The sequence below is a fragment of the Paenibacillus sp. N119s genome (assembly GCF_059447605.1).
On the sequence record NZ_JCAJRU010000001.1, the window covers coordinates 26709 to 49887 of the forward strand.

General features: G+C 41.6%; 19 protein-coding genes and 3 pseudogenes. 7 read left to right on the forward strand and 15 right to left on the reverse strand.

Annotated elements, in window-relative coordinates:
• Nucleotides 1-85: 85 nt before the first annotated feature.
• Together AC5V8P_RS00170 and bluB are read right to left on the reverse strand one after the other, a co-directional pair.
• Complete coding sequence (locus tag AC5V8P_RS00170) at nucleotides 86-571, reverse strand: hypothetical protein (RefSeq protein ID WP_196771871.1); 486 nt, start codon at nucleotides 569-571, stop codon at nucleotides 86-88.
• Between the two features lie 424 nt (nucleotides 572-995).
• Nucleotides 996-1630, reverse strand: a pseudogene (gene bluB, locus AC5V8P_RS00175) (5,6-dimethylbenzimidazole synthase).
• Nucleotides 1631-1763: 133 nt separating this feature from the next.
• Between bluB and AC5V8P_RS00180 the strand changes: the two are divergent.
• A pseudogene (locus AC5V8P_RS00180) lies at nucleotides 1764-1877 on the forward strand (TetR-like C-terminal domain-containing protein); the annotation flags it as partial.
• A 409-nt stretch (nucleotides 1878-2286) separates the two neighbouring features.
• Here the strand turns inward: AC5V8P_RS00180 and aiiA are convergent.
• The 3 genes from aiiA to AC5V8P_RS00195 are packed head-to-tail and all read right to left on the reverse strand — an operon-like array spanning nucleotide 2287 to nucleotide 4700.
• Entirely contained in the window at nucleotides 2287-3045 is a 759-nt protein-coding gene (aiiA, locus tag AC5V8P_RS00185; RefSeq protein WP_064797148.1) for a quorum-quenching N-acyl homoserine lactonase AiiA, read from the reverse strand.
• A 48-nt stretch (nucleotides 3046-3093) separates the two neighbouring features.
• Nucleotides 3094-3297: a hypothetical protein gene (locus AC5V8P_RS00190; protein WP_064797147.1), complete on the reverse strand. Its 204-nt coding sequence runs from the start codon at nucleotides 3295-3297 to the stop codon at nucleotides 3094-3096.
• A 14-nt stretch (nucleotides 3298-3311) separates the two neighbouring features.
• On the reverse strand, nucleotides 3312-4700 hold the full coding sequence (locus AC5V8P_RS00195) for an Asp-tRNA(Asn)/Glu-tRNA(Gln) amidotransferase GatCAB subunit A (RefSeq protein ID WP_064797146.1): 1389 nt from the start codon (nucleotides 4698-4700) through the stop codon (nucleotides 3312-3314).
• Between the two features lie 227 nt (nucleotides 4701-4927).
• Here AC5V8P_RS00195 and AC5V8P_RS00200 point away from each other — a divergent pair, with 227 nt between their 5' ends.
• Entirely contained in the window at nucleotides 4928-5539 is a 612-nt protein-coding gene (locus AC5V8P_RS00200; RefSeq protein ID WP_064797145.1) for a TetR/AcrR family transcriptional regulator, read from the forward strand.
• A 462-nt stretch (nucleotides 5540-6001) separates the two neighbouring features.
• Here AC5V8P_RS00200 and AC5V8P_RS00205 read toward each other — a convergent pair.
• From AC5V8P_RS00205 to AC5V8P_RS00220, 4 genes and pseudogenes are all read right to left on the reverse strand, one after another.
• Nucleotides 6002-6649 (reverse strand): annotated as a pseudogene (locus AC5V8P_RS00205) (FusB/FusC family EF-G-binding protein).
• Nucleotides 6650-7323: 674 nt separating this feature from the next.
• Nucleotides 7324-8670, reverse strand: a complete 1347-nt coding sequence (locus AC5V8P_RS00210; RefSeq protein ID WP_063210412.1) for a cellulase family glycosylhydrolase — start codon at nucleotides 8668-8670, stop codon at nucleotides 7324-7326.
• Nucleotides 8671-9320: 650 nt separating this feature from the next.
• The gene (locus AC5V8P_RS00215) at nucleotides 9321-10352 is read right to left on the reverse strand and encodes a ketopantoate reductase family protein (protein WP_064797144.1); all 1032 of its coding nucleotides are present in this window, start codon (nucleotides 10350-10352) and stop codon (nucleotides 9321-9323) included.
• Nucleotides 10353-10365: 13 nt separating this feature from the next.
• Entirely contained in the window at nucleotides 10366-11112 is a 747-nt protein-coding gene (locus AC5V8P_RS00220; protein WP_064797143.1) for an acetoacetate decarboxylase, read from the reverse strand.
• A 170-nt stretch (nucleotides 11113-11282) separates the two neighbouring features.
• Between AC5V8P_RS00220 and AC5V8P_RS00225 the strand changes: the two genes are divergently transcribed.
• The gene (locus AC5V8P_RS00225; RefSeq protein ID WP_064797142.1) at nucleotides 11283-12167 is read left to right on the forward strand and encodes a LysR family transcriptional regulator; all 885 of its coding nucleotides are present in this window, start codon (nucleotides 11283-11285) and stop codon (nucleotides 12165-12167) included.
• Nucleotides 12168-12320: 153 nt separating this feature from the next.
• Here AC5V8P_RS00225 and AC5V8P_RS00230 read toward each other — a convergent pair whose 3' ends face one another.
• The gene (locus tag AC5V8P_RS00230) at nucleotides 12321-13247 is read right to left on the reverse strand and encodes a ketopantoate reductase family protein (RefSeq protein WP_064797141.1); all 927 of its coding nucleotides are present in this window, start codon (nucleotides 13245-13247) and stop codon (nucleotides 12321-12323) included.
• Nucleotides 13248-13411: 164 nt separating this feature from the next.
• On the opposite strand from AC5V8P_RS00230, the gene AC5V8P_RS00235 reads away from it, so the two are divergent.
• Together AC5V8P_RS00235 and AC5V8P_RS00240 are read left to right on the forward strand one after the other, a co-directional pair.
• Nucleotides 13412-13963: a TetR/AcrR family transcriptional regulator gene (locus AC5V8P_RS00235; protein WP_081276825.1), complete on the forward strand. Its 552-nt coding sequence runs from the start codon at nucleotides 13412-13414 to the stop codon at nucleotides 13961-13963.
• A complete protein-coding gene (locus tag AC5V8P_RS00240) occupies nucleotides 13957-14118 on the forward strand; it encodes a hypothetical protein (protein ID WP_155762551.1) in 162 nt (53 codons plus the stop codon). The genes AC5V8P_RS00235 and AC5V8P_RS00240 overlap by 7 nt, the downstream gene beginning before the upstream one ends.
• Before the next feature lie 102 nt (nucleotides 14119-14220).
• On the opposite strand, the gene AC5V8P_RS00245 is transcribed toward AC5V8P_RS00240, so the two are convergent.
• Nucleotides 14221-15252 carry an NAD-dependent epimerase/dehydratase family protein gene (locus AC5V8P_RS00245; protein WP_064797191.1) on the reverse strand — a complete coding sequence of 344 codons (1032 nt, stop codon included), beginning with the start codon at nucleotides 15250-15252 and terminating at the stop codon, nucleotides 14221-14223.
• A 507-nt stretch (nucleotides 15253-15759) separates the two neighbouring features.
• Between AC5V8P_RS00245 and AC5V8P_RS00250 the strand changes: the two genes are divergently transcribed.
• Complete coding sequence (locus tag AC5V8P_RS00250) at nucleotides 15760-16737, forward strand: AraC family transcriptional regulator (RefSeq protein ID WP_064797138.1); 978 nt, start codon at nucleotides 15760-15762, stop codon at nucleotides 16735-16737.
• Nucleotides 16738-17186: 449 nt separating this feature from the next.
• Here AC5V8P_RS00250 and ppsA read toward each other — a convergent pair whose 3' ends face one another.
• From ppsA to AC5V8P_RS00270, 4 genes are all read right to left on the reverse strand, one after another.
• Nucleotides 17187-19805 carry a phosphoenolpyruvate synthase gene (gene ppsA, locus AC5V8P_RS00255; protein ID WP_064797137.1) on the reverse strand — a complete coding sequence of 873 codons (2619 nt, stop codon included), beginning with the start codon at nucleotides 19803-19805 and terminating at the stop codon, nucleotides 17187-17189.
• 361 nt (nucleotides 19806-20166) lie between these two features.
• The gene (locus AC5V8P_RS00260; RefSeq protein ID WP_064797136.1) at nucleotides 20167-21402 is read right to left on the reverse strand and encodes an MFS transporter; all 1236 of its coding nucleotides are present in this window, start codon (nucleotides 21400-21402) and stop codon (nucleotides 20167-20169) included.
• A 154-nt stretch (nucleotides 21403-21556) separates the two neighbouring features.
• Nucleotides 21557-22030: a MarR family transcriptional regulator gene (locus AC5V8P_RS00265; protein ID WP_064797135.1), complete on the reverse strand. Its 474-nt coding sequence runs from the start codon at nucleotides 22028-22030 to the stop codon at nucleotides 21557-21559.
• 123 nt (nucleotides 22031-22153) lie between these two features.
• A complete protein-coding gene (locus AC5V8P_RS00270) occupies nucleotides 22154-22747 on the reverse strand; it encodes a sugar O-acetyltransferase (protein ID WP_081276824.1) in 594 nt (197 codons plus the stop codon).
• Between the two features lie 190 nt (nucleotides 22748-22937).
• Here AC5V8P_RS00270 and AC5V8P_RS00275 point away from each other — a divergent pair, with 190 nt between their 5' ends.
• On the forward strand, nucleotides 22938-23138 hold the full coding sequence (locus tag AC5V8P_RS00275) for an AraC family transcriptional regulator (protein WP_458139747.1): 201 nt from the start codon (nucleotides 22938-22940) through the stop codon (nucleotides 23136-23138).
• Nucleotides 23139-23179: the final 41 nt, after the last annotated feature.

The following is a 23179-nucleotide window of genomic DNA, read 5'->3' on the forward strand; positions in this document are numbered from 1 at the left end:
CAAACACAATCCGGTTTCTTTCATCGGATTGTGTTTGTTGTTATCTGGGATTACTTCGTATGATGGAGCCAGTTATCAGGTCCACTCAGAAGCTCATTTGGTGTTGCAAACCGCATTCCGATTTCTTTAAGAAGTGAATGTCGACTAGTGGATTATGATGGGCATATAGTTTAAGATATATCATCGACTTGTAAAACCCTTTAGCCGCAGCTAAGAACAGGTTCACCGTCTTAGAGCTTTTGCTTGTTAGGTAGATTCCTTCATAACCGTCTCGCCCTCGAACTTTACATTCCATCTTCAATATTAAGTAATCTCTAACGGCTACTTGGACTGCAGCTGCTTCATCATTCCATTGAACTATTCTTCCCTGATATTGACTCTTATGTTTTAGCCAGAAGAAAAAAGGCTCCAAAGCATTTATATACGTAATAACAGAACTCTCACCAATCCTTTTAATTTGATGATAATATTCGGTGAGAGGTATAAATGGTTTCTTCTCATCATCAAATACGATGAGTCTGTACTTACTAACTGTCGCCTCTGGACAGTATTGATGAAAATAGCTCCCCATATTTCCCCCTTAACAATCGTCCTAAGGCAATAAAAAAAGGCCACTCCCGATAACAAAAACGAGACGCGCCAATATCATGTAACACATTATATGAGAATACAGTTCTAGTATAGCTTCGTCAACCAAACTTATAACTAAAGAATATATAGTATTTTGTACATATGTTAGTGAATTGAAAATGCTATGTGGACTCCATCATCATATTCCTGTTGGACATTGGCACTAGTTCCCTATTTAGCTATTTATCTGAACGAAAATTTTTGTTTACTGAGGTTATAAATGATGCAAAGTTCGCATAAACGTTTATATCTTTTGTAACCTCGAATAAATTTATCTTTTTCATTTGTCCTTGCTTAATGATGCTTATGAAACAATCGTTTCCGTGAGCATCATATCCAAAAAGGAAAATTCACTATATTTCAGATCATTCCCATGTATTATGGTGTATTAGATTATTTAGATTTCGACGTCTCTCCAATTTACTTGCTCTAGGATTGGTTTAGTAGGATAAAATTCCGTATAACCTAATGAAACCAAAGCAATAGGATCAATATGTGGTGGAATATTTAGTATTTCCCGTACGTCTGTTTTCTTGTAAAAACTCACCCATCCCATAGCTATTCCTTCTGCATAAGACGCCAACCACATATTTTGGATACAACAGGCGACGGAAAGAATATCTGTTTCAGGAATAGAATTTCGTCCAATTACATGTCCGCCACCTCTAGTTGGATCACATGTAATACAGATCGTTATAGGTGCTTCCCTTATACCCTCTAATTTTAACGAGAGAAATCTTTTCTTTTTTTCATCTTCATAGTGTATGGACAAGGCCTTAATTTCTTTATGACATGCATGCGCCAATCGTTCTTTAACTTCTTGAGAGTCAACTATAATAAAATCCCAAGGTTGCATAAAACCAACGGAAGGTGCATGATGACCAGCCATTAATATGTTGTTTAATTTATCTTTGGATATGGGTTTTCCATTAAATGATCGTATATCTCTCCTTTCAAAAATGGCTTTAAATATTCCTTCTCTTTCATAATCATTTAACAATTTAATTCCTCCCTTAAAACAAAAGCCCCCAGCTTATATAAGACTGAGAATGAACCAGTACTCAGATTATTATGACAGGGGTCAAGTTTACATTGAAGTTGGTATTTTTATGATATAACTCTAATATTATTTATACTTGAAATCAATTTATGTAGGGGTCATTGAATGGTGGATTCGAAATGGAATGCCCTATTCACCGCAAGTCATGGCCACGCAAGTTGGCACCTTGCTAGAAAGAAGTTTTTAATCGGTAATTATATTCTGTAAAGTAAATGGCATTTCCCTTTTCAATAAAGGTCACAGTATACAACGAAACACTAAAGCAACGGCAGCCGATCGGCTGCCGCTTCTGCATGTTTTTTCATTTTTTATTAGAGTTTTTATATTCTTCCTCGGTTACGTGTATCATCCCAGTCTAGGTACTAAGTATACAAATACAAAGTTTATCCCCTTCTGAGTTAATGAGAACAAACGTCATAACAATTCTGTAAAACTAGCAGGAAGTGACATTCTACATGTCAATTACGCCGAAACTTAAGCACCAACTAAAATTAAGTTTTGTTGATCGTCCGCCTAGCATAATCTCGTATTCAATAAAATAGGACATTCCCGTGCTTCGCCACTGGGCTATGTCCTCCTCACATTTCTATTTCTAATTATGAAAAGTTAGGAAATACACGACATTTTTTAGCTTGAACTTCATCGTGCCCGAAAAAAACAGCCGAAGGCCGAACTGCCTTTATTAGTTCTTGCATTCGTTTGATCGATTTTGCGGATAGCTCTGGGTCTGATGATAGGAATGGGACTTCATTTTCAAAGTTCTCCCTAGTATATGATACATCGATTGTTAGCAGGATAGGACCGGAAGTCTCCGTTGTTACTAGAACTGATTGATGCCCCGGAGAATGGCCTGGTGTTGAAAATATGCTAATTCCTGGCGCCACTTCATAATCCCCGCTGATGATTTGGTACTTCAAGTTAGGCATTCTGCATTCTTGAGGTGAATAGTCGTCATTCGACATGGCCGCGTCATATTCCGCGCGCTGAATAAGAATTGGCGTGTTTCGGAAATGCCCGTTTCCTCCGGCATGATCAAGGTGCAAATGGGAACTGATAAGGAGCTGAATATCGTCCGCCCTGTAACCAGCACGCTTTAATATGGCCAATATACTGTCATTTTCGGTCATGGCAGGGACAACCCGTCCCTCCCTTCTGGTTCCTTTGTAATAATCGGGATTATTAATAAAAGAATCCGGCATGCCCGTATCGATTAAAATCGGTCCATCGGTCGTTTCTAATAGAAAAGTCCATATCGGCATTTTGACTAAAGAACCTGGCGTGAGATTGCGATTCACCGCAGATTGATCAAGATAACAATAACCAGCTGGTAAAAAAAATAGTTTTTTCACAGTCATTCGCGCATCCTCATTTCGTCATCATTGTATTCCATTCTGAATATTCGGTTACTCCAAAATTAAATCCCGACTAGGCCTCCTCTTGTAAGCAGGAGGCAATATTGGTTCTATACCTGTCAAATTCAACTCCTTAAGACTAGCGATCCCGGGGAAAAACTGAAGATAGGGTTTAGTTTCTTCTTCCCTTGCAATGATATTTGTTTCGTTCAATGCTTCAGGGTTGCGAACAGAGTCAGGTTGCTTAGTAGTCATTCAATTTTTCTCCTTCATAACTGGGGATGTCTTTTATGCCAATCCGTAGCAAGTTCATAGGCATAGCCGATGCCAAGGACTTCAGCCTCTTCGAAGTGACGGCCTATCAACTGCATGTTAACTGGCAGACCGAAAGGAGAAAAGCCGCATGGCATTGATAGACTAGGCATTCCGGTCAAATTTGTTGGAAGCGTAAACGTCGTCAAACGGAGCGCTCCCGCTTGATCGTCCGAGTAGGGAGCAGTGTTTGGCGTTGCCGGAGTCAACAATACATCAATTCCGGACATCGCGTTTAGGAAGTCATCGGTTACCAACTGCCGAGCCCGCTGAGATTGTAAATAAATCGAGGCGGGAATATCTTTGCTGCTTTCAAGAAACATCCGCACATCCTGCCCGTAATCATCAGATTTCTTTTCCATCCATTTCTCGTGGATGGAGTACATCTCCGCCATCATAATGGCCATTGTCGCCTCGGGAACATGCTTGATCAGCGGAAATTCAACTTCGATCAGCTCGGCTCCAAGCTCACGGAAAGTATGGATAGCCGATTGCAGCGCCGCTTCGACCTGCGGCTCCAGGCCATCATAATAATAATTCGTCGGCAATCCGATACGAACGCCCTTAAGCCCTTCAGGATACAGCTTGATGCCAGGAGGGGGCAGGTCGACTGTTGAGACGTCCTTCGCATCGAAGCCAGACATTACATCCAGGCATAGAGATGCATCCAGGACGCTTCGGGCTAACGGTCCTGGATGATCGAGCGACCAAGCCATTGGCATTATGCCATATTTGCTAATACGGCCATAGGTCGGCTTCATTCCGACAACGCCGCAACAAGCAGCCGGTATGCGAATCGATCCTCCGGTGTCAGTGCCCGTAGCCAAATATGCCATTCCGGATGCAAGGGCAGATGCGGAGCCACCGCTTGATCCCCCCGGTACAAGCTCAAGATTCCACGGATTGCGGCAAGGACCAAAATGCGGACTGCTTGTAGTCATCCCAGCCGCGAATTCGTGAGTTTGCACTTTGCCGAGCAAAATTGTCCCTGCTTCATGCAGTTTAGCGACAACGGTAGAGTCATAATCAGGAACGAAATCCTTCAATATTTTCGAGCTTGCTGTTGTCCTGATGCCTTTCGTATAATAAAGATCCTTATGCACAATAGGAATTCCGTGAAGCGGTCCTTTGTACCGGCCATGCATAATATCATGTTCCGCTTGCTTAGCCTGTTCAATCGCCAATTCGGCAGTTAGAGTAACGAAAGCGTTTAACTTCGGATTCAACCGCTGAATTCGATGTAGGACTTGTTCCGTAATTTCGACCGGGGATACCTCCCCGGCATGAATCATAAAAGCCAACTCATTGATGGTCGCATACGTGAGTTCGGAGACACGTTCATTCATCCGCTTCAACTCCCCACCCTTTTCTTCCAATGGATATGTTTCACTTATTAGGAATACGGACAAATTGTCCGTTTCTTTATATAATATTAACGGACAATTTGTCCGCATGTCAATTCAGAATTATGATAAACCACTATTGAGTTTGCCTTCCATTTAAAAATTATTATAATTATGAAGGGACACGTTGTCCTATTTAGTTGAAATCAAATTGCTAGGAGAATATCCCTATGAAAGATAAAATCACACTGGAATCCCCCAAGATCCCTAGGGAGGGAGTTAACCGAAGACGGATATTAGAAGCGGCAAGAGAGCTTTTTATAGAACAAGGCGTGGAGAACGTCAATATGCATCAGATCGCTAAAGCGGCAGGAGTTGGACAAGCAACCTTGTACCGCCGGTATCCCCTGAAAGGCGACATTTGTTTGGAAATTGTCAGCGAAGAGTGTCAACCATTATTCGACGAAGTTCAGGCCTACCTCGGCCAATCCAAGGATGTTATTCCTTTGGAACAACTTTATCAAGTCATCGTGAGCTATGTTTCCTTTTTGGAGTCGAAAGTCCCCTGGCTTTGCGCCGTCAGCCGCGCATCTACCGGACATCGCCCACTTCATTCGCCGCTATGTCAATGGATGCGTACAACATGTAGATATTTATATAGCGAGGCTTCAGCAAAAGGAGATGTTTCGGACGTTGACATTGTATACACCGTAGAAGCTTTATTGGCAACTCTCCACAACATCGATTTTCATTTAAAAGATGAAGAACTTTCGACGAAACAAATTTTGAAAGGAATTCGCAGACTTTACATTGATGGCTTGAAAGCGTCAAAAAGCGGATGACCCTACGATCAAATCGAAATGACACTTAAGATCGGAAACGACAAATAAGCGCCGCATAGTTCGGCGCTTATTTGCATGCGTTCTCATTTAGGTGGCAATTCGCTTCATGAAGTTCTATAAACATTCCATCTACTTTGCGGGTAGTGTCAGCTATGCTAGTACTACCCTCTTTACTTATTTTTATATTAATATTTTTTAAAGTATTGTTTCTACTATTAGGATATTTGAAATCAACATTTTTATATTCTATTGTTAACACACTTTTATTTTTTGCTGATTACTGGGAACTTCTCTAATATTCAAAATTTCAATCAAATCATTGATATATAGTGATTTACGGCTAAATATGACTTCCTTGGATCGCTATCTGGATGATATGAAATTTGTCGTCGATGTAATCACATTTAATTGAAAGCAGAGCAAAACAGGCTGCCTTTGAAAGGGCAACCTGTTTCTAGTCAGTTATTTGAGGACAGTGAAGATGAATTTCTCCAGCGCTCCTGTATCAGTAATGCACTGATTGCATCCTCGGCTCTCCTTACACACGTATTGGCCAATGGCAGAAAAATGGTCCGGCGAAGCGCTCGAAGGATTGGTTCTAACCGTGAAGAATTCAAGCTCCTGATGCCGATTGCAAAACAGGCAGTATCATTTTTTGTGGGTCGGTGTGATTCTTCCCTCTATGCCAATGAACTGTCCTTCGAACGGATATACAATGAATAATTTATTTGTGGCAATATCTACCCAGCTCAGATACGTCAAATATCGAAAGTCAACGGATCGTAAATCAGGTACTTTCAGTTTCTTATTTTTAGGGAACAGTTTCTGAATCTGCTTCAGCGTAATCGGTGGGTATGGTTCCAGGTATGCTTCTAATGTACTAAGATATTTCTGGAAATCATATGTCGTCTCGAAGGTCGATATTTGCTCCAGCATCTGCTGCTGATCCCCTGTCAGATATGGAAATGCTTCAATAATGCTCGCTGCAGCACGATACCTTACGGTCTCCAAGACGCTTCGATCCGCGACGGTTCGCAGTGTATTCTGAAGAAATTCCGCTTGTTTCTTAATTATGTTATATTGATGGTTTCTAATAAATGGTGTACTCATAGCTCTTCAGCCCCTTATTTTCGTGAATGATCATAAGGTGCAAAGCCCGTTATTAGAAACGATAAAGTTAAGTTCGGGCGATCGAATCTATTCTATCGCACCCCACGCAAAGTATCGCCCTAGGTCAGGCTTTGCATGAGGACTTCCTAGCTAATGAGCAATCCAGCATTGCCATCAACAAAACCCCCAATCACATATAACCTGCGAAAAGTATAGCAGGAAATTTTATAAGAGGCAATTTACAAATCATATAAAATGCTCAATCCTCCCCACTTTCGCTTCGTTAGCTTTGTGTAATTTGCAGTTTTCACTTGATTTAAATAGTTCTTCGATTGGTTGTATCTACTTAATTCACCGCTGTCAGGCCATCCTTGAACTCAATAAAGCTGGTAAGCCGTCAGCCCCTATCACCTTCATATCGAGTTGAGAGGAACAAACTGTTATCGGTGTTTCGGACATTCCCTCTTGTCTTATAAACTGTGTTTGTTATTCGTGGAAGTGTTTATATATAGATATTTTGTGGGTCAAGAAATGAGTTGAAAAAAATAGATGGGAAGTGAACTGCACCCCTTTGTCAGACACGACTAACAAAGGGGTGCAGTTTTTTTGTCTAAATTCAGTTTAGATGAGAGATTCGAGGTCATTCGTAAGTATCAGCGTTAAAATTATTAACATCATTCTGATTGTGCGTCAGTCGGTACAGTAGTGTATGTATCTGTAAGCACATCAGTCGGTGCAGTCGCAGGCCCATTCTCCTCTGCTGATTCACTGTTCTGGAGTAGTACTCTTGGATAGGTCCGTGCACGTTCATAGTACCAGTCAAACAAGAAACGGGCCATCGCCTGACGTCGGGTATCCCCATCCCACTTTAACCCAGCCGTTGGGTCTGCAAATGAACTCCTTGCTCCTGCTTCCAGCAGAAATCCATTCATGTGTGCGGTCATGCTGACATTACCAGCTGCTGTAAAAATCGACTTCGTGTTTTTCCCAAATCCATCATTAGAGCCGTTAAACAAGTTCCAATACTCTGAGTCGCCGGGCTGAGTTTTGAACCAGGTAAACTCTGTAATATTTATTGGATAGGCTTGAGCTGCCGCCTTAATGTTGGAATTCCATTGCGATTGTAGCTTGTCCTTGTCATCATGTGCTCCGTAGCCCGGATACCAGTGGACAGCATAGCCGTAGTTGTTCAATGGGTCTATCAGCGGGTGTTTTGCTGCCGGACTGTAAAATTGGTCGTATCCAAGCCCCGCAGCCCATATAACATTATCCGCTCCTTTACTTCTAATCGTGGAAATGATAGAGTTTTGGAATCTTCTCAGATCATTCCAATGGTCAACAAAATCATTTTCGCCGGCATAGCCCCCCCAATGCCCATTCGCATACGACTTAATGGGCTCATTGATCAGTTCAAACATGACGTTATCCGCGCTCTTAATAGCTGGCTGCGAGGCAAGATACCCCCATATTTGATTGAATTTGTCCAAATTGGATTGTGTGGTAGCCTGGTCGTTAGCCAAAGTAAAATCAAGACCAAGAGTCACATAAATACCCTTTGTTTTCGCATAATTGATATATGGTATAATCACATTTTGTGTAGCTGCTTGTAAACCTGAAAAGTTGTATGAACCTGCGGCCACATCTCCCATATCCTGGCGATCAATAAACAATCGAACCTGATTCATATACCAGCCGTGGTTGCTTCCATACTTTGGTCTGGTGTCTGTAAAGGTGTTGGTGATATCCTTCAAATAGGCCAAAATGGCTGCATGACGATTATTACCATTCAAATTGAGATAATAATTACTGTTTTGATAAGTCCAGTATGCGCCAGACGGTTGATGCCAGCCACTCAAAACAATAGGTTTTCCGCTGCTGTTCACCAATTGATTGCCCCTGACATGAAGCTTTCCCATAGGCATACCTGACCATGCATCTACATGTTGGCCAAAGGTCGGTGTTAAAGACGTTAAGAATACAAGTATCAGAACTATTTTACATACCACACCTAATTTTTTCAAAGAAAGGCCTCCTCTTTAAAAATTAATTGTCTATTATGCCAAAACAATAAAATGGTATAAACATGTAGTAGCCTGCTTCCTGAACCTACTCCAATTCAAAATCATCACCTCCTTTAATAGAATATTTTAATTCTAATTTGCATTTCTTGTATCTAATTGTAGTACTTACATTTACAAACTACAACTTGATAAAATTTATTTTTTTGAAATTAATTAGGTTTGCTATAGTGATTACGTAGTTCGTTAGTTTTCTAAGCTAACGGGACATGATAGTTTAAAAGTAAAAAAGAAGAGATGGCGTAAAAAAGCCGTCTCTCCTTTTTCATTTCTACATAAGCGGGTGATGGGAATCAAACCCACTTAACCGTCGTGTTCGGGATGGGTACGTGTGGAACCCCTCCGCTATCACCACCAAACATGACATTACAATGTAATTCTACCTTCAAGGTTACACCCTGAAAACTGGATCCGAAACTTAAATTGCGTTTTATCTTAGGGTAAGCCCTCGATCGAGGTATATTATCTGGTAGAACATAAGGTTGAGCATTTTCTATTGGGTTTTTGTTCCATAAATTCGTTAAAAAGCTTTCTTTATTATGATAGGGAATACCGAAGCACTCCCTTTCTCTCCTCCCCATGCATCTTGTTTCTTATTGGATATTCAATAACTCTTTAAAAGCTTTTAGATTTGTATCAAAATCAGGCACAGTTTGAGATTCTTCTGCAGATTTGACTTGGGCTACAACTAAATCATTAAATGGTGTTGAAATACCTGTCCCTTCTGCCATTTTGGGAACCACACCATTAATGTAATCAATTTCAGTTTTACGTTTCTTCTCAAGATCCTGAAGCATACTTGCTTTTAGCAGCCTGGACGGTTCCATGACCACCCTAAAGGTTTGGACACGTTCAGGAATATCATTTTCTCTTCTTAATTCCAAAGATTCTATATCGAATCCACCCATTTTAGCAAATTTGACACCATTTACGTGTCCAAGCTTGATCGTTTCATCTGCGATATGAACTGCACAAACAATGCTAATTTCATTGTCAAGAATGTCTCCATATGCTCCATTTAATGCTGCAGATAAACCACTGAATGCATTATTGATCAGTAATTTTGACCACTTCGTGCCAACTAAGTTATCGGAAATGTGTGTTCCGCCGACAAGGTCTAAAGCCGATTTAATACGTTGTATTCTTTCTGTGACTTCGCCGTTTAATTCTCCAATTTGAAAAGCGTACTTTTTAAATTGCGTATACTCAGTTGTAAGGCTAGATACGCCTGGCTCAATAAACGTAGCACCAAATTCAACAGAACCTGCAATTACACGTTCTTCGCCAACAATTGAAGCAACGTTCTTTTCGGGTATACCGTTTTGTAGAGAACATACAACACTATCGTCCCTTAGAAAAGGAAGTAATTCTTTAAGAACAGAGTCGTTATATAATTGTTTTGTTAGCAGTAAGACTAAATCATACTTGCCTGACTTGTGTTCAGGGATAATGGCTTTTACCTTTGCTTGAAATTCTGTCGTACCCACTACTTTAGCACCTATTTGATTTAAAGTATCTACATGTGCTTTGTATGCATCAATCAACTCAACATCCATTCCGCCAGCAGCAAGATACGCTCCAACTATGGTTCCTAAAGACCCCGCTCCTAAAACTGCAATTCTCATCTCAAAGTCCTCCTTATTTTTCCTCTAAGTAGTTGTATACAGGTTGTGCAGCATTTAAGGTTAAATCCGTAAGGATATGAGATGCTGAAACGACTTCTAATACAGGCAAATCTGCAAGAGGTGCCAGAGCATGCTCAAATAATTGAAGTCGAGCAGGACCTGTCCAAGCCCCTTTAACCTCTATATTCGTTATTTGTGTTCGTACCAAGTCGCAAATTCTTAATTCTCCATTGTAATCAGTAGCAATCTTAACCATAAAGTTAGGTCGGCAAATTTCATTTTTAGCTAGTTCCTTATCCATCTCAAAATGCTTGTACCCCATGGTGACTGTTGCAACGCGAAGTGTACCGTAATCAAGTGTGCCAACAAGAGTATCTGAATCTACATAAAGCTTGGGAGCACCTAACTTTTTCGGATATGCAGTTAGCTCCCGACCACTTGCAATCGCTGGAAAGTTATCAACGTACATCGAATGCACATAATCTCCGTCCTCACCATTAAATCGGACAGGAATTACTTGTCCAGCCTCAGTATAAGCACCTAGTCCGGAAACATCGGGCATCCACATCACTTCAAATTTAACCAAGGGATCACCGATTTCTAGGGGTTCCGGCACTGCTGCCCGTAAAGCTTTTTCATCCGTTCGGTAAATAATGTTAAGATATTCACGATTAACAAATTTATAGGTTGGCACCGAATATGCTGGTGCTGTTAATGGTGTATTGAAATTTTTAAAAGTGTTATTTACATCAATTCTCATAGAAAGCACATTCCTTTCCTGCTCAAATTTTGTACTATTTATTATATGTCGCTTGAGTTTGATCTTGCTCACTTCACTTGATGACATTATCTTATATCTATATTTACATTTAAACTAATACATAATAATGTATGTATATATTTATCATAATAAATAAGGAGCCAAGCTAAATGGAGTTGCTTCAACTCAAATACTTTCAGACAGTTGCTTATACCGAGCATTTTACTAATGCAGCCAAACAATTGAATATTGCTCAGCCCTCTTTAAGCCTGACTATTAAAAGACTTGAAGAAGAATTAGGAACAACACTATTTGAGAGGAAAGGAAGAAATATCCAACTGAGTTCGTCAGGAAAAATTCTTTTGAAACACGTTAACAGAATTTTTACGGAGATTGAAAATGCCCAATTGAAAATTAGATCGGAGGAACAACAATTTGCTAACACCATAAGAATATCAATTTCCAATTCAAGATTCCTTACAGGACTCATCAGTGAATGTGTTACCCGTTTTCCTGAATCAAAAATACTTCAAACCCTCGGAGTCAAAAGCGAAATATTGACAAGTTTAAAAAAAGGAGACATGGATTTAGGAATAACAGGTCATCCTATTCAAGATGAAGAGTTAGAGAGTTGTTTACTGGTAAATGAAGATATTGTTCTGGTTTTACCTTCGAACCACAAACTTACGGGTAAAAACGAGATTTCATTAAGTCATGTAGCCAATGAACCATTTATCACTCTTGCTAATAATGTAGAATATAGTGACTTTACAACCATGCTTTGTGAGAAAGCCGGCTTCGCCCCAAATATTTCCTTTGAGATCGATTCTTATTTATTGGTTGAAATTATAAAGGTTAATCAGGGAGTGGCTTTACTCCCTATTTCAATTTGTAGAACACTAGGGTTAAATTATATTAAAATTACGGATAAGTCTGCAAAATATCCTGTCAGCTTATCTTGGAAAAAAAATAAATTGTTATCTTCTTCAGTAAGAAATTTTCGTGACATTATTATCTCGTTCTATAAAGATAACCATGTAATTTTCAAGATTTAAAAGATATAGTTACATAATTATCTTAGATTATCCCACATATCTACCGGATTGTTCCCGTTTACCGGAAAGATAGGCCACGAGTGCGTCTCGGCAACTGCTCTGATACTTCCCGACATCAGTTTTCCCATCATATCACTCGGCTTGCAGCAGTGACTATGATTGGGTGAGCCATTCAGCCTCCAACGCATCCCAGTTCGGCGTAGGTACATCCGACCTGACCCTCCACTCGGCAAATGCCTCATTCAACGCTTTGAGCTCCACTGCCGTCCCATCAATCAGCCTGCTAACCGGGAGCGCGAAGAAAAGCTTCAGGGCCCAATAGATTAAGCGTGGATAACCGGTAATCCAAGACGCTTGCCCCGCAGGGGTTAGCGGGTACCCCAATGAATCCAGTACGCGGAAGCCCTCCCCCATCGCCGCCACCAACTGACGCATTCGCTTGTCATCACGAATAACCTGTTTCATCTGGAAGCCATGGTACAGAATCACCATGTTCATAGGCACGACCAACACCATGTGATTTTTCAGCCAGGCATCGATCTGATCATGATCAGTGAGCTTGTACTTGGTTCGCATGAATGCCTGCTCCAGCAGGGATCGGAAAGGAACGGGTCCGTCCAATCCTCCGATGACCATCTGCCCGTGTCCGCCACGAATGCAAATGACTTTTCCGTCGGCACGTGTACCAGCGGTAGTCTGGAATCCAAATGCGACCTGCTTGGGTGACTGCCCAGGCTTGCTCAAATAATCCCGCATGGCATAGGTATCCATATTGTTGCCGACCAGTATGATATGGCGGCTATCATTGTCTGCGAGGATCGGCAGCACAGCTCCGAAGTCCGAATATTTCATCACGACGAAGATCAAGTCATACGCGTCATCCGGCTCCAGTGTACGTATCACACGAACCGAATCGACGGTGGTCTTGCGCTGAAGGTGGTGCCGGATGATCAGCCCTTCCTTTTCCAGTTCCTCCGCTCGGTTTCCTCTTGCCAACACGGTCACGTCATGACAGCCCCGTACTAGGGTATGCGCCAGATAGCTTCCCTGCACACCTGCGCCGTACACGAGTATGTTCAATCTCATCCCCTCCTCTTATAGTTAACAGTTGTTGAATATCTATCATCTGTGTACTACAATCAAGGTATCATTGGGACTGAGGCAAACGCAATGGCTAATCGCATCCGTTTTTGTTGAGAAATGAACAACGGACACTGGATGTGTTCAAGAAAGAGGGGAAGACCATGGATCGACGCATCGTGCGATCAAGACAAATGATTATGCAAGCGTTCATCGGGCTGTTGGGGGAGCAGGATTTTGAGAGGATCACCATTCAAGGGATTGCGGATCGGGCCAATGTTAACCGTGGAACGGTCTATTTGCATTTTACAGACAAATATGACCTGCTGGAACAGAGCGTGGAAACGTATCTGACGATGCTTGCTGACAGCTGTATGCCGGAGGGAGGGACAGCCACTGAACTGTCCCGGGACCTGGTGATTCGTACGTTCACGTATCTGAAGGAGCATGCAGCTGTTTATGGTGTTTTGATCACAAACAAAGGCATTCCGACTTTCAGACACCGTATGACACAGATGATTGAGGGGAATATGACCGTGGTGGTGAACCATATGAAGCTGGAAACCGGTATACACAGGGATGTGCTGGCTCAATTCTTATCCCTCTCCCTTACAGGGTTGATTGAGTGGTGGGTCGTTCAATCCATGCCGTATTCACCAGAAGAAATGGTCGAACAGATGACTAAGATTCTGGAAGCAAGGCTGCGGCTATGGTAAACCCTTATCCTAACTATCGACTATCCATTAAAATTGTTCTTCTCCATCAGAACCGGGTGCTATTCACCAAACACGCAGACGATGCTACTTTGAATCCGGGTACCTGGCATGTGCCTGAGATGAACAAGGGATTTACCAAGTCGGCCTTCACTTAATCGGTAATCGGACTATGTTCTTGTCATTTTCGGCAAATGATATATGTTCCTGTATTTCAACATTGTTGCCCAAATGCATTTAATCGCTCAAGTAATACTTAATTAAATCAGATGAGACTCTATCAGTTTTTTTGCGCTGTCCAAAACAGTCTCCTCGGCTGGACGAGGATTCCAGCCCAGCTCCGACCTTGCTTTTTCCGAAGTGTAACGAAATTTACGTCCCAGCATTGGAACTAAAGAGGCTAGGGATGGATTTAATTTGGCGGCATTCTTTAGCACAAGATCCGGAATAGATCGGGTAGTAATCTTTTTCCCTGCTTCACCTAACTCCTGCTTCAAAAACTTAGCCATATCGACCAACCTCATATATCCGCTGCTGGCAATATACCGTTGTCCAGATGCCTTTGGCTCAGTCATCGCCCGAATATGAAGGTCTACCAAATCACGTACATCGACGATTTCAAATCCAATTTTTGGATTACCGGGCCCTCCCCCCTGTACCAGCTTTTGTATTACTTCGATGGAACGCGGAACGGAAGCAGAAAGAAAAGACCCAAATATAGCTCCCGGAAGAATCGTCGCTAAAGTGGTTTTGCAGGGGGTCTCCTTCATAAAATCCCAAGCAGCCCTTTCGGCGATGGCTTTCGATTTGCGGTAAGAATTCAGATTTTTGTCGTTCGGATCGGACCAAAACGACTCGTTGACCTGCTGGTCTTCGCTGGAAATATCCGGGGTTGCGGCAGCGAGCGAAGAAGTCATAACCACACGTCCGACATTGGCATTAACCGCCGACCGAAGTACACGAAGCGCCCCGTCACGAGCCGGGATCACGAAAGCGTTCAGGTCGTCATGCTCCCCCGCAACAAGTGGAGAAGCAATATGAAGCACATACTCCACTCCTGCCATTGCCTGGTTCCAACCCTCATCGCTCGTAAGTTCCGCTATATAAAAAGACAATGGTGAGGTATCTATCCCAATACCCTGTATCATTTTACGAATCAGCAGCTCCTTCTCCTTACTTCTTACAGTGGTCCGTACTCTATATCCCCGCTTGAGGAGTTCGTAAATGGCCCATCCAGCCACAAAACCAGTACCACCGGTAACTAAAACAGTTTGTTTATTTTGATCCTTCATCGCCATACCCTCATACCCTCCACGTTTTCATTCGTTTCCCTTAAATGGTTGTACTGCATGTAATGGTTTATATATCACTTCGATAACACTCCTCGTACCCGATACTTTCGGTTTGAAAATAAGCAGGACGACAATCAGCCATGCGAGTGCCGAAATGATGACAAAAGCAGTTCTCTCTTTTTTTGACCCCAGTTGATTTTGGGTCATTTATAATGAATCATCAGAAATACAATGAGACTGACTCCTATAATCGCGTCTAGGGGCTTGCGAGCCTTGTTTAACTTAGTTGTTCGATGCTTTCTTGTGCAAGAAATTTGGACCATACTTCAGGGAGGTTTACTAAAAACTGCTTTCGGCTTCTCCTTATTTTCTCTGTCCATCTTATTTGCTGCTGAGGTCATTATAGATTACACTACAGAAGAAAACCTGATGATTTCTGCCGAAAAATTGCTCGATCCTGTAAGAAAGTTGATATAATCGATACTTTTATAAAGAAAGGAGATTGACATGGTTACCTTCTTGGCTTTAGAGGAATCGGGGCAGCAAGAGCGGCGCCAATATTTATTGGAGCAGGCCAAGGCAATGGTCGAGAGCAGAGTGAGTGCCGACAGCCGTTATCAAACTCGAATCCCTTATTTGACCATTAACAGATACAGCCGCCGTATGCCGCCGATTCCCGTTGTGTTGAGTCCTTCTTTTTGCCTAGTTCTGCAGGGTTCCAAAAAAGTCCATTCTGGTGAGCATATTCTTTACGCTCGGGAAGGCGATTTCTTGACTTCACTTATCGCCTTACCCACTACAGCGCAAGTGAATGCCGACACTTTGGATACGCAGCCTTATATCGGCTTGCGGGTTGATTTTACCATTCAAGAAATAGCGTCGGTTATCACCGAATCCCAATTAAAAGTCAGCCCGCGCGATAAACATTCGACTGCTGCGTTTATTGGAAGGGCAGACGAGGAATTGCTTGTCTTGTTTGTTCGTCTGTTATCGCTTCTTAATAAGCCTGAAGAAGAAACCCTCTTCTTATCGGGATTAATTAAACAGGAGCTCATCTTCAAGCTGCTATCTGGTGAGTACAGCCATCTCTTCTTTCAACAGGTGTTCTTTGATCAGCAAGCTGAGGGTATCGGCAAGGCTATCGCTTGGATCAAAGACCATTATGCCCGTTCCTTTACTATGAAAGAGCTCGCTAACGCCACCAACATGAGCGTGTCCGGTTTGCATCACAAATTCAAAGCTATAACTTCAATGGGACCGCTACAGTACCAGAAGCAACTTCGGCTTCAAGAAGCCAGGAGGCTGCTCATTAGCGGTCAAATGGATGTAACAAATGCCTCCTTGGAAGTTGGCTACTCAAGCCCCTCGCAATTTAACCGGGAATACCGTCGCCTGTTCGGACTCCCCCCCCTGCAAGATGTCAAGGCCTTGAAGCGACATGCCAGTGCAGGCTTGATTGAAGATAATCCAGCTTTATTCCGTTAATGTTCATCAAATAAAAGGTCCGTCCCTTTGCGGATGGCCTTTCATTCGTTGTTGCTATGCCAAATCGCTCCTTGTAAATCCATTATCAATTGCTGACAACGATACATGTTCTTGTTTTTTCGGCTAACGATATCTCTTCTTGGCGTTTGGTTTGGACAAGAACAGATATCGTTAAAACAAAAAAGCCGCAGCAACGCGGCTATTAAACTTGTATATACTTGTCCTCTTATACATAACAATAACTGTAAAATCCGTCCCTCAAGTTGTTATCCGTATACGAAATCACCTCAGCCCCATCATAGACCAGCTCATAGAAGATCAGGTCACCTTCAACTGATTCGGCACACCCATGTCGAGATTCGCCAGAAACAGCTTCTATTTTCGAGATTGTACATCTTTCCGTTTAAGTGGTAGGTAGTTGCATTTAATTAAACTTCCTCATTTATCCGTTACAGAATTTCGATATACCCTTCAGTACCATGCACGCGAATTCTTTGCCCATCTTTTATCAATTTGGTCGCATTTTCCACTCCCACAACGGCTGGCAAGCCATATTCACGTGCAATCACGGCTCCATGGGTCATTAGTCCGCCCACCTCCGTAACCAAGCCTTTTATGGATAAAAACAATGGAGTCCAGCTCGGGTCGGTAAAAGTGGTGACTAGTATATCGCCATCTTCCAGTTTAGCCCCTTCTATATTCAGGATCACACGGGCCCGCCCCTCTACAACGCCCGAAGAAACAGCAAGGCCTACAATAGCTTCGCTGGGGATATTTTCTCGTTTGTACTGACCCGTAATGATTTCTCCATCAGACGTGATAACACGTGGTGGAGTTAGTTTTTCATATAATCTGTATTCATCTTTTCGTTTGTCAATGATCTGGTAATCCAGTTTATTTGTGCGTATGATTTCCTGCAATTCTTCAAAAGCAAGATAGTAAATATCTTCTTTTTCATGAAGAACGTTAGCCTGTACGAGTCGTTCCGCTTCCTTTAATAAAGCCTGTTTATAGATGAAGTAGCGACTGACAATGTCGTATTTCGGATATTCACGATAACCGATGAAATTCCGGATCTGGTCGATAATTTGTTTTGTCTCTTTGGCTTTTTGTTCACCATCCGGTAATTGTTTCAATCGAGCTAATAAGTCCTGTTCTTTTTCCAAAGCTTCCTGTCGCCCTTGCTCAAATTTTCGTTTACTGGCGCCAGGCTCAAGGTTTTTAATGTTACTGAGGATCATAGGTATCAGTATACTTGGTTTTTCACTCCAGCGTGTTCTTGTAATATCGATCTCTCCGGCACATCGCATTCCATACTTGTCGAGATAAGCAGCAATAGCATCACGCACCTGCTGCCCACCTTCAAACTGAACCAGTTCATCCAAAAAGTTATCAATCTTCACCTGTTCTAAATACTCAATTATTTTCGGATAGGGACGAATCACATCTGCAACATCCAGTAGCTCCATACCCATTTCAGAAGTGATGTTGTTAGGTACAGATAGAGAAAGTGTGTCTGCTACGTTTTTTTCACCTAGCCATTCACTCATTTTTTCATTGATCCATGCTGAAGCATGGATGGCAGACATAATCACATTCAAATTTTTCAGATCTGACGCACGCTGCCTCCGTTGCTGCATATCTTCCAAGATGCAATCCAATACATCCAATCCTGATTTCGTTTGAATGTTATGTTTTAATGCGGATAACGATGTCTCACTACTCTCAATCAATTCAGCAACAATTGCTGGATCGTTTCCTGCTTCTGCCAGAATATCCGCAGACGACATACCCTTATGGCTTTTAACAGGCCCCTGTTCGCTTTTGTCATATGGGTCCAATTTTATAAAATCTCCCCGCTCTATAATGGTAATAAGCGCGTCTTTTATGAGCGGATCGGAGTGCCCTAAAACATCCAATAAATTTTGCCTTCCATCCGGTGAAGCCAGGCCCTTCGTAATATCTACAAACAGCCTTCCACCACCAGCTTTAAACATAGGAGCGGAACCTGTTAACCTCCAAACAGATATCCCCAGTGGTTTAATAGGATCCGTCATCATTTGCTGATGCCCAACAGATACGTACACGTGGTTCTCCTGGTCAGTTGCTTCAGGAATGGGATATAAAGTGGTGATAGGTCGGCTCTGGACAATATAAAATGTATCATCAGCCAAACACCATTCGATGTCTTGGGGACATCCGAAATGTTCTTCAATCTGTCTTCCAATACGCTCCAGTTGTAAAATTTGTTGATCCGTAAGGGTTTGCGTTTTTTGCTGATCAGGATTGAACTGCTTGGTCTCTATTCCGCCTTCTTCTCGTCCATAAATAGCCATTTTTTTGGTTTCGATCCTCTTGCTGATGATTACCCCATCCTTTACTTGATAACAATCAGCAGATACCAAGCCGGAGACCAGCGCTTCTCCGAGTCCGAAACTAGCATCGATAGAGAGCACTTTTCGGTTGCCATTGATGGGATCAGCGGTAAATAAAATCCCTGAAGCCTGTGGGAACACCATCCTTTGAACGATAACAGATAAATAAACTTGGCTGTGATCAAATCCATTCTGCATTCGGTAAATTACCGCGCGTTCCGTAAATAAAGAAGCCCAACATTTGCGGATATGCTCCAAGACGGATTCTTTGCCGATTATATTTAAATAGGTATCTTGTTGACCAGCAAAAGAAGCATGCGGTAAATCCTCGGCCGTCGCACTAGAACGCACGGCATAAGCATATTCATCGCCAAACTGGGAGAGATAGTGAGCAACTGCTTCTACAACATCGGAAGGAATGGCTACTTCCATAATGACCTGTCGAATCTTTTGGCTGATTTCACCAATTTGTTTTCGATCTTCTACTTTAAGCGTAGTTAGCCGATCCAACAAAGCATGAACCCTTTCGTTTTGTTCGATGGCTTTTTGATATCCCACTGTTGTAACACAAAATCCTTCTGGGACTTGTATTCCTTCAATTTTTGATAACTCCCCTAAATTGAGCCCTTTTCCACCAACAAGCAAAAGCTGTGTGTCATCCATTTCTTGAAAATCGAGAACCAGTGAATTCATTCAACATCTCTCCTAACCATTAATATAGAGAAAAAAGCGAACCATCATGATCATGCCTAGTCACCGTTGAAGTAAGTCGCCGCATACTTCTTCCTAAAGCCGCTTGAGGATGTAAGCAGCTTTATCGCACCTTCCACTGTCCTTTCTGTTATTTTTTGGGGATAAAAAAGCATTGACAAATCAAACTTCTAGATGTACTATAAAAGTAGGGATAATAATATTTGAACGTTTATATAATTTGTCAATGGCGCTACCGATTATATCATAGCGTTTATTCGTATTCAATTGTTTTATATAAAAAGATGATCCTTGAATTCACCAAGGTCATCTTTTTTTTGCATTAGCCCTGAAACCTCCGCATTTACTTATCGACATGCGTACCTTTATACAGAACTAGTATTGCCGCTGCTATAAGGATCATCCCCATAAAAGCGGGCGCGGCATGACCAAGGGATACATAGATTTGTCCTCCTAGGATAGGCCCGATTATCCTTGCTAAAGCTTGAATAGATTGGCTGCCTCCTTGAATCCTTCCTTGTTCACTAGAATCGACAGATTTGGAGAGCATTCCATTGAATGAAGGTCCGAAGATCGAATCACCAAAACCAAATATAAACATTCCGGCGATAATCAATGGATAGAATGAGAACAAAGCAGATAGCGCAATAAACCCGTAGCCTATAATCTCCGATATCATTCCAAGAATTGCTATCTGTGCATCACTGAGTTTTTTCAAAAGCTTGGGCATTATAAAACCTTGTGAGATGATATCTTGGACGCCCAAAATTGAAAACATAAGTCCGATTAGTGTAGGTGCCCAATGGAAAGTATCTATTGTAAATTGTGAAAAAATTGCCTGTAAAGATCCGTTGGGTATCCAAATTAAGAACGCTGAGACAAGTAATCTCATTAAGTTCTTTATGGAAAGTACGTTTACAAGCTGTGTAAATGGATTAAGTCTTACCAAGGTGATCATTTTTAGTCTATTATTCTTGACATGACTCTCAGACATAAAAAAGAATCCATAAACAACATTTAATAAAGTTATGATCGCCCCCAAATACATAGGTGCAGAATAACCAAACTTGGCAATCAACCCTCCTAGAGCAGGACCAACGGCGGAGCCTACACCTGCAACCGCACTTACCCACCCAAAGTATTTGGTGCGATGTTCTCTAGGAGTGATGTCTGCAAAATATGCAAACAGAGTGCTAATGCTCCCCCCTGCTATACCTTCTATTATACGGCCAACAAATAATACCCATAGAGCTCCGCCCATACCAAAAATGAAGTATCCAAGTGCAGAACCCAAAAGGCATACCAAGAGTAATGGACGACGGCCATATCTGTCGCTTAAAGCCCCAAGTCCGGGGGCCGCAAAAAACACACAGACTGCATAAACAGAGGTCAACAGTGTAACAAAAATGGCTTGATCTCCAGGATTACTTAAATAAGGCTGGACTAAGAATGGGACGACAGGTGTTATGATGCTGAAGCCTATTCCACAAAGAAACACAGACATCAGACCGAATATTAAAGCCTTCTTATCTATGGCCTGTTCTCTATTCTGTTCATTGTTTGAATTAAATTTGAACACTTGAGTTCTCTCCTCAAAAGATTTTATTTTGCTTCCTCGGAAACAAAAACATCGTATCACTATTTTCCTTCCTTGGCAACAAAATAATAGCAGTAAAAATGCAGCCCCTACTCATAGAGCCTGGCTGCTGTGGTTTAATTTTCAATATTTAAATTTATTCCGAATTCACATCTACACCCTGTTTCTTTATTTCTGTATCCAAATGTCTACTATACTTCTCTATGAAGCTGAGCATGCTGTCAAATTGCTCCTCGGTTACCTGCTCAAATATGGCTTTATCCCGCTCTTGAAACTCTTTGTGCAGATCCTCATGGATTTTATAGATTACTTTCCCTTGCTCAGTAAGCCTAAAATAGATTTCTTTCTTGTTTTCCGGCTTCTGGTAGCTTTCGATAAGGCCTTTTTTTATGAGTTTCTTCGTTATTTTGCTGATGGCACCGCTAGTCATATAAAGAGATTCCGCCAGTTTTGTCACGTTTGAATCTATATTTCTTTCAATATATTCGATGCAATGTACTTCAGAAGGCTTATAACCCTTAAGACGGTCTTCCATTTTAAACTTATTGAGCCAAACCATCTTGTTGAATAAGTCTCTGAAACCCACTCTGACCTGTTCTTCTTTATTCACGGACTGTCCTCCTCCCACTTTAAAAATTATCGTTTCTATAATACTAAATAAGGGAGCACAACACGGTGTTGTGCCCTCTTATTTCACTGAACTCCCCCATGAAATGTCCTATGTAAGAGTCATTCATTTGGGTCTCCTCCACGGATTGTCAGAAAATCTAATGGGTCGAATGACTTTACATGGATTACCTGCAGCAATGAAATTGGGCGGGATATCTTTAGTAACTACACTCCCAGCTCCAATAATACTATTTTTGCCGATGGACACTCCTTGTGTAATTTTAACATCACCACCAAGCCACACATGATCTTCTAGGATTATAGGGGCGGAATAAACCCCTTTTTCTGCACGTTCATAAGGATCTTCAGCATGATTTGCTGCATATAGTCCTGCCCTAGGTCCAATATAGACCTCGTTACCAATTTTCACTTCATTACAATCGAGAATAATCATATCATGGTTGATATATACATTATTCCCGATAGAAATATTAAAACCAAACTCGCACCGGAAGTTGGACTCAATATATACATTCTCTCCGACTTCAGCAAATAAATCTTTTAAGATAGACATATCGTATTCATCGTTCGTATTTACTTTATGATTGTATTTCCGACTCATTGAAATCGCATGTGCTCTAAGTGCTGATATATCTTCAGCCGCATCATCATACATTTCCCCCGAATTAATAATTTGCTTTATTTTTTCAATATCCATAGGCCCTCCTGGTAATAGATTATTTTTTCAGTTCGTGTTTTTCTATTTTACAGATAAAATTATATCATCGAAGGATCTAGAAACAATGTACATTGTTCTCTATTCATATATCTATATTATCAATTGAGGAGTTTTAGCATGCTCACACAAATCACACATCTAGATAATACGCTTTATGAATCTATTCAACATGTGCAGCACAACACGAAGCATCCAAGAAATTTGCTTAGAATGTGGTTTGAATTCCTCTAGTTATTTTATTAAAGTGTTCAAAAGAAATAGGGAATTACACCTAAAGAGTACAGAACGAATATTCAGCCTCCTTGCTGAGCTTTTCCCCATTGTAATTTCCCGCCTAGTTCTAGGTTCATTTTCGTTACTCCTTATTTAGATTTGGATAAAGTGTAGTTCCCTCAAACTGGTTATAAAAGA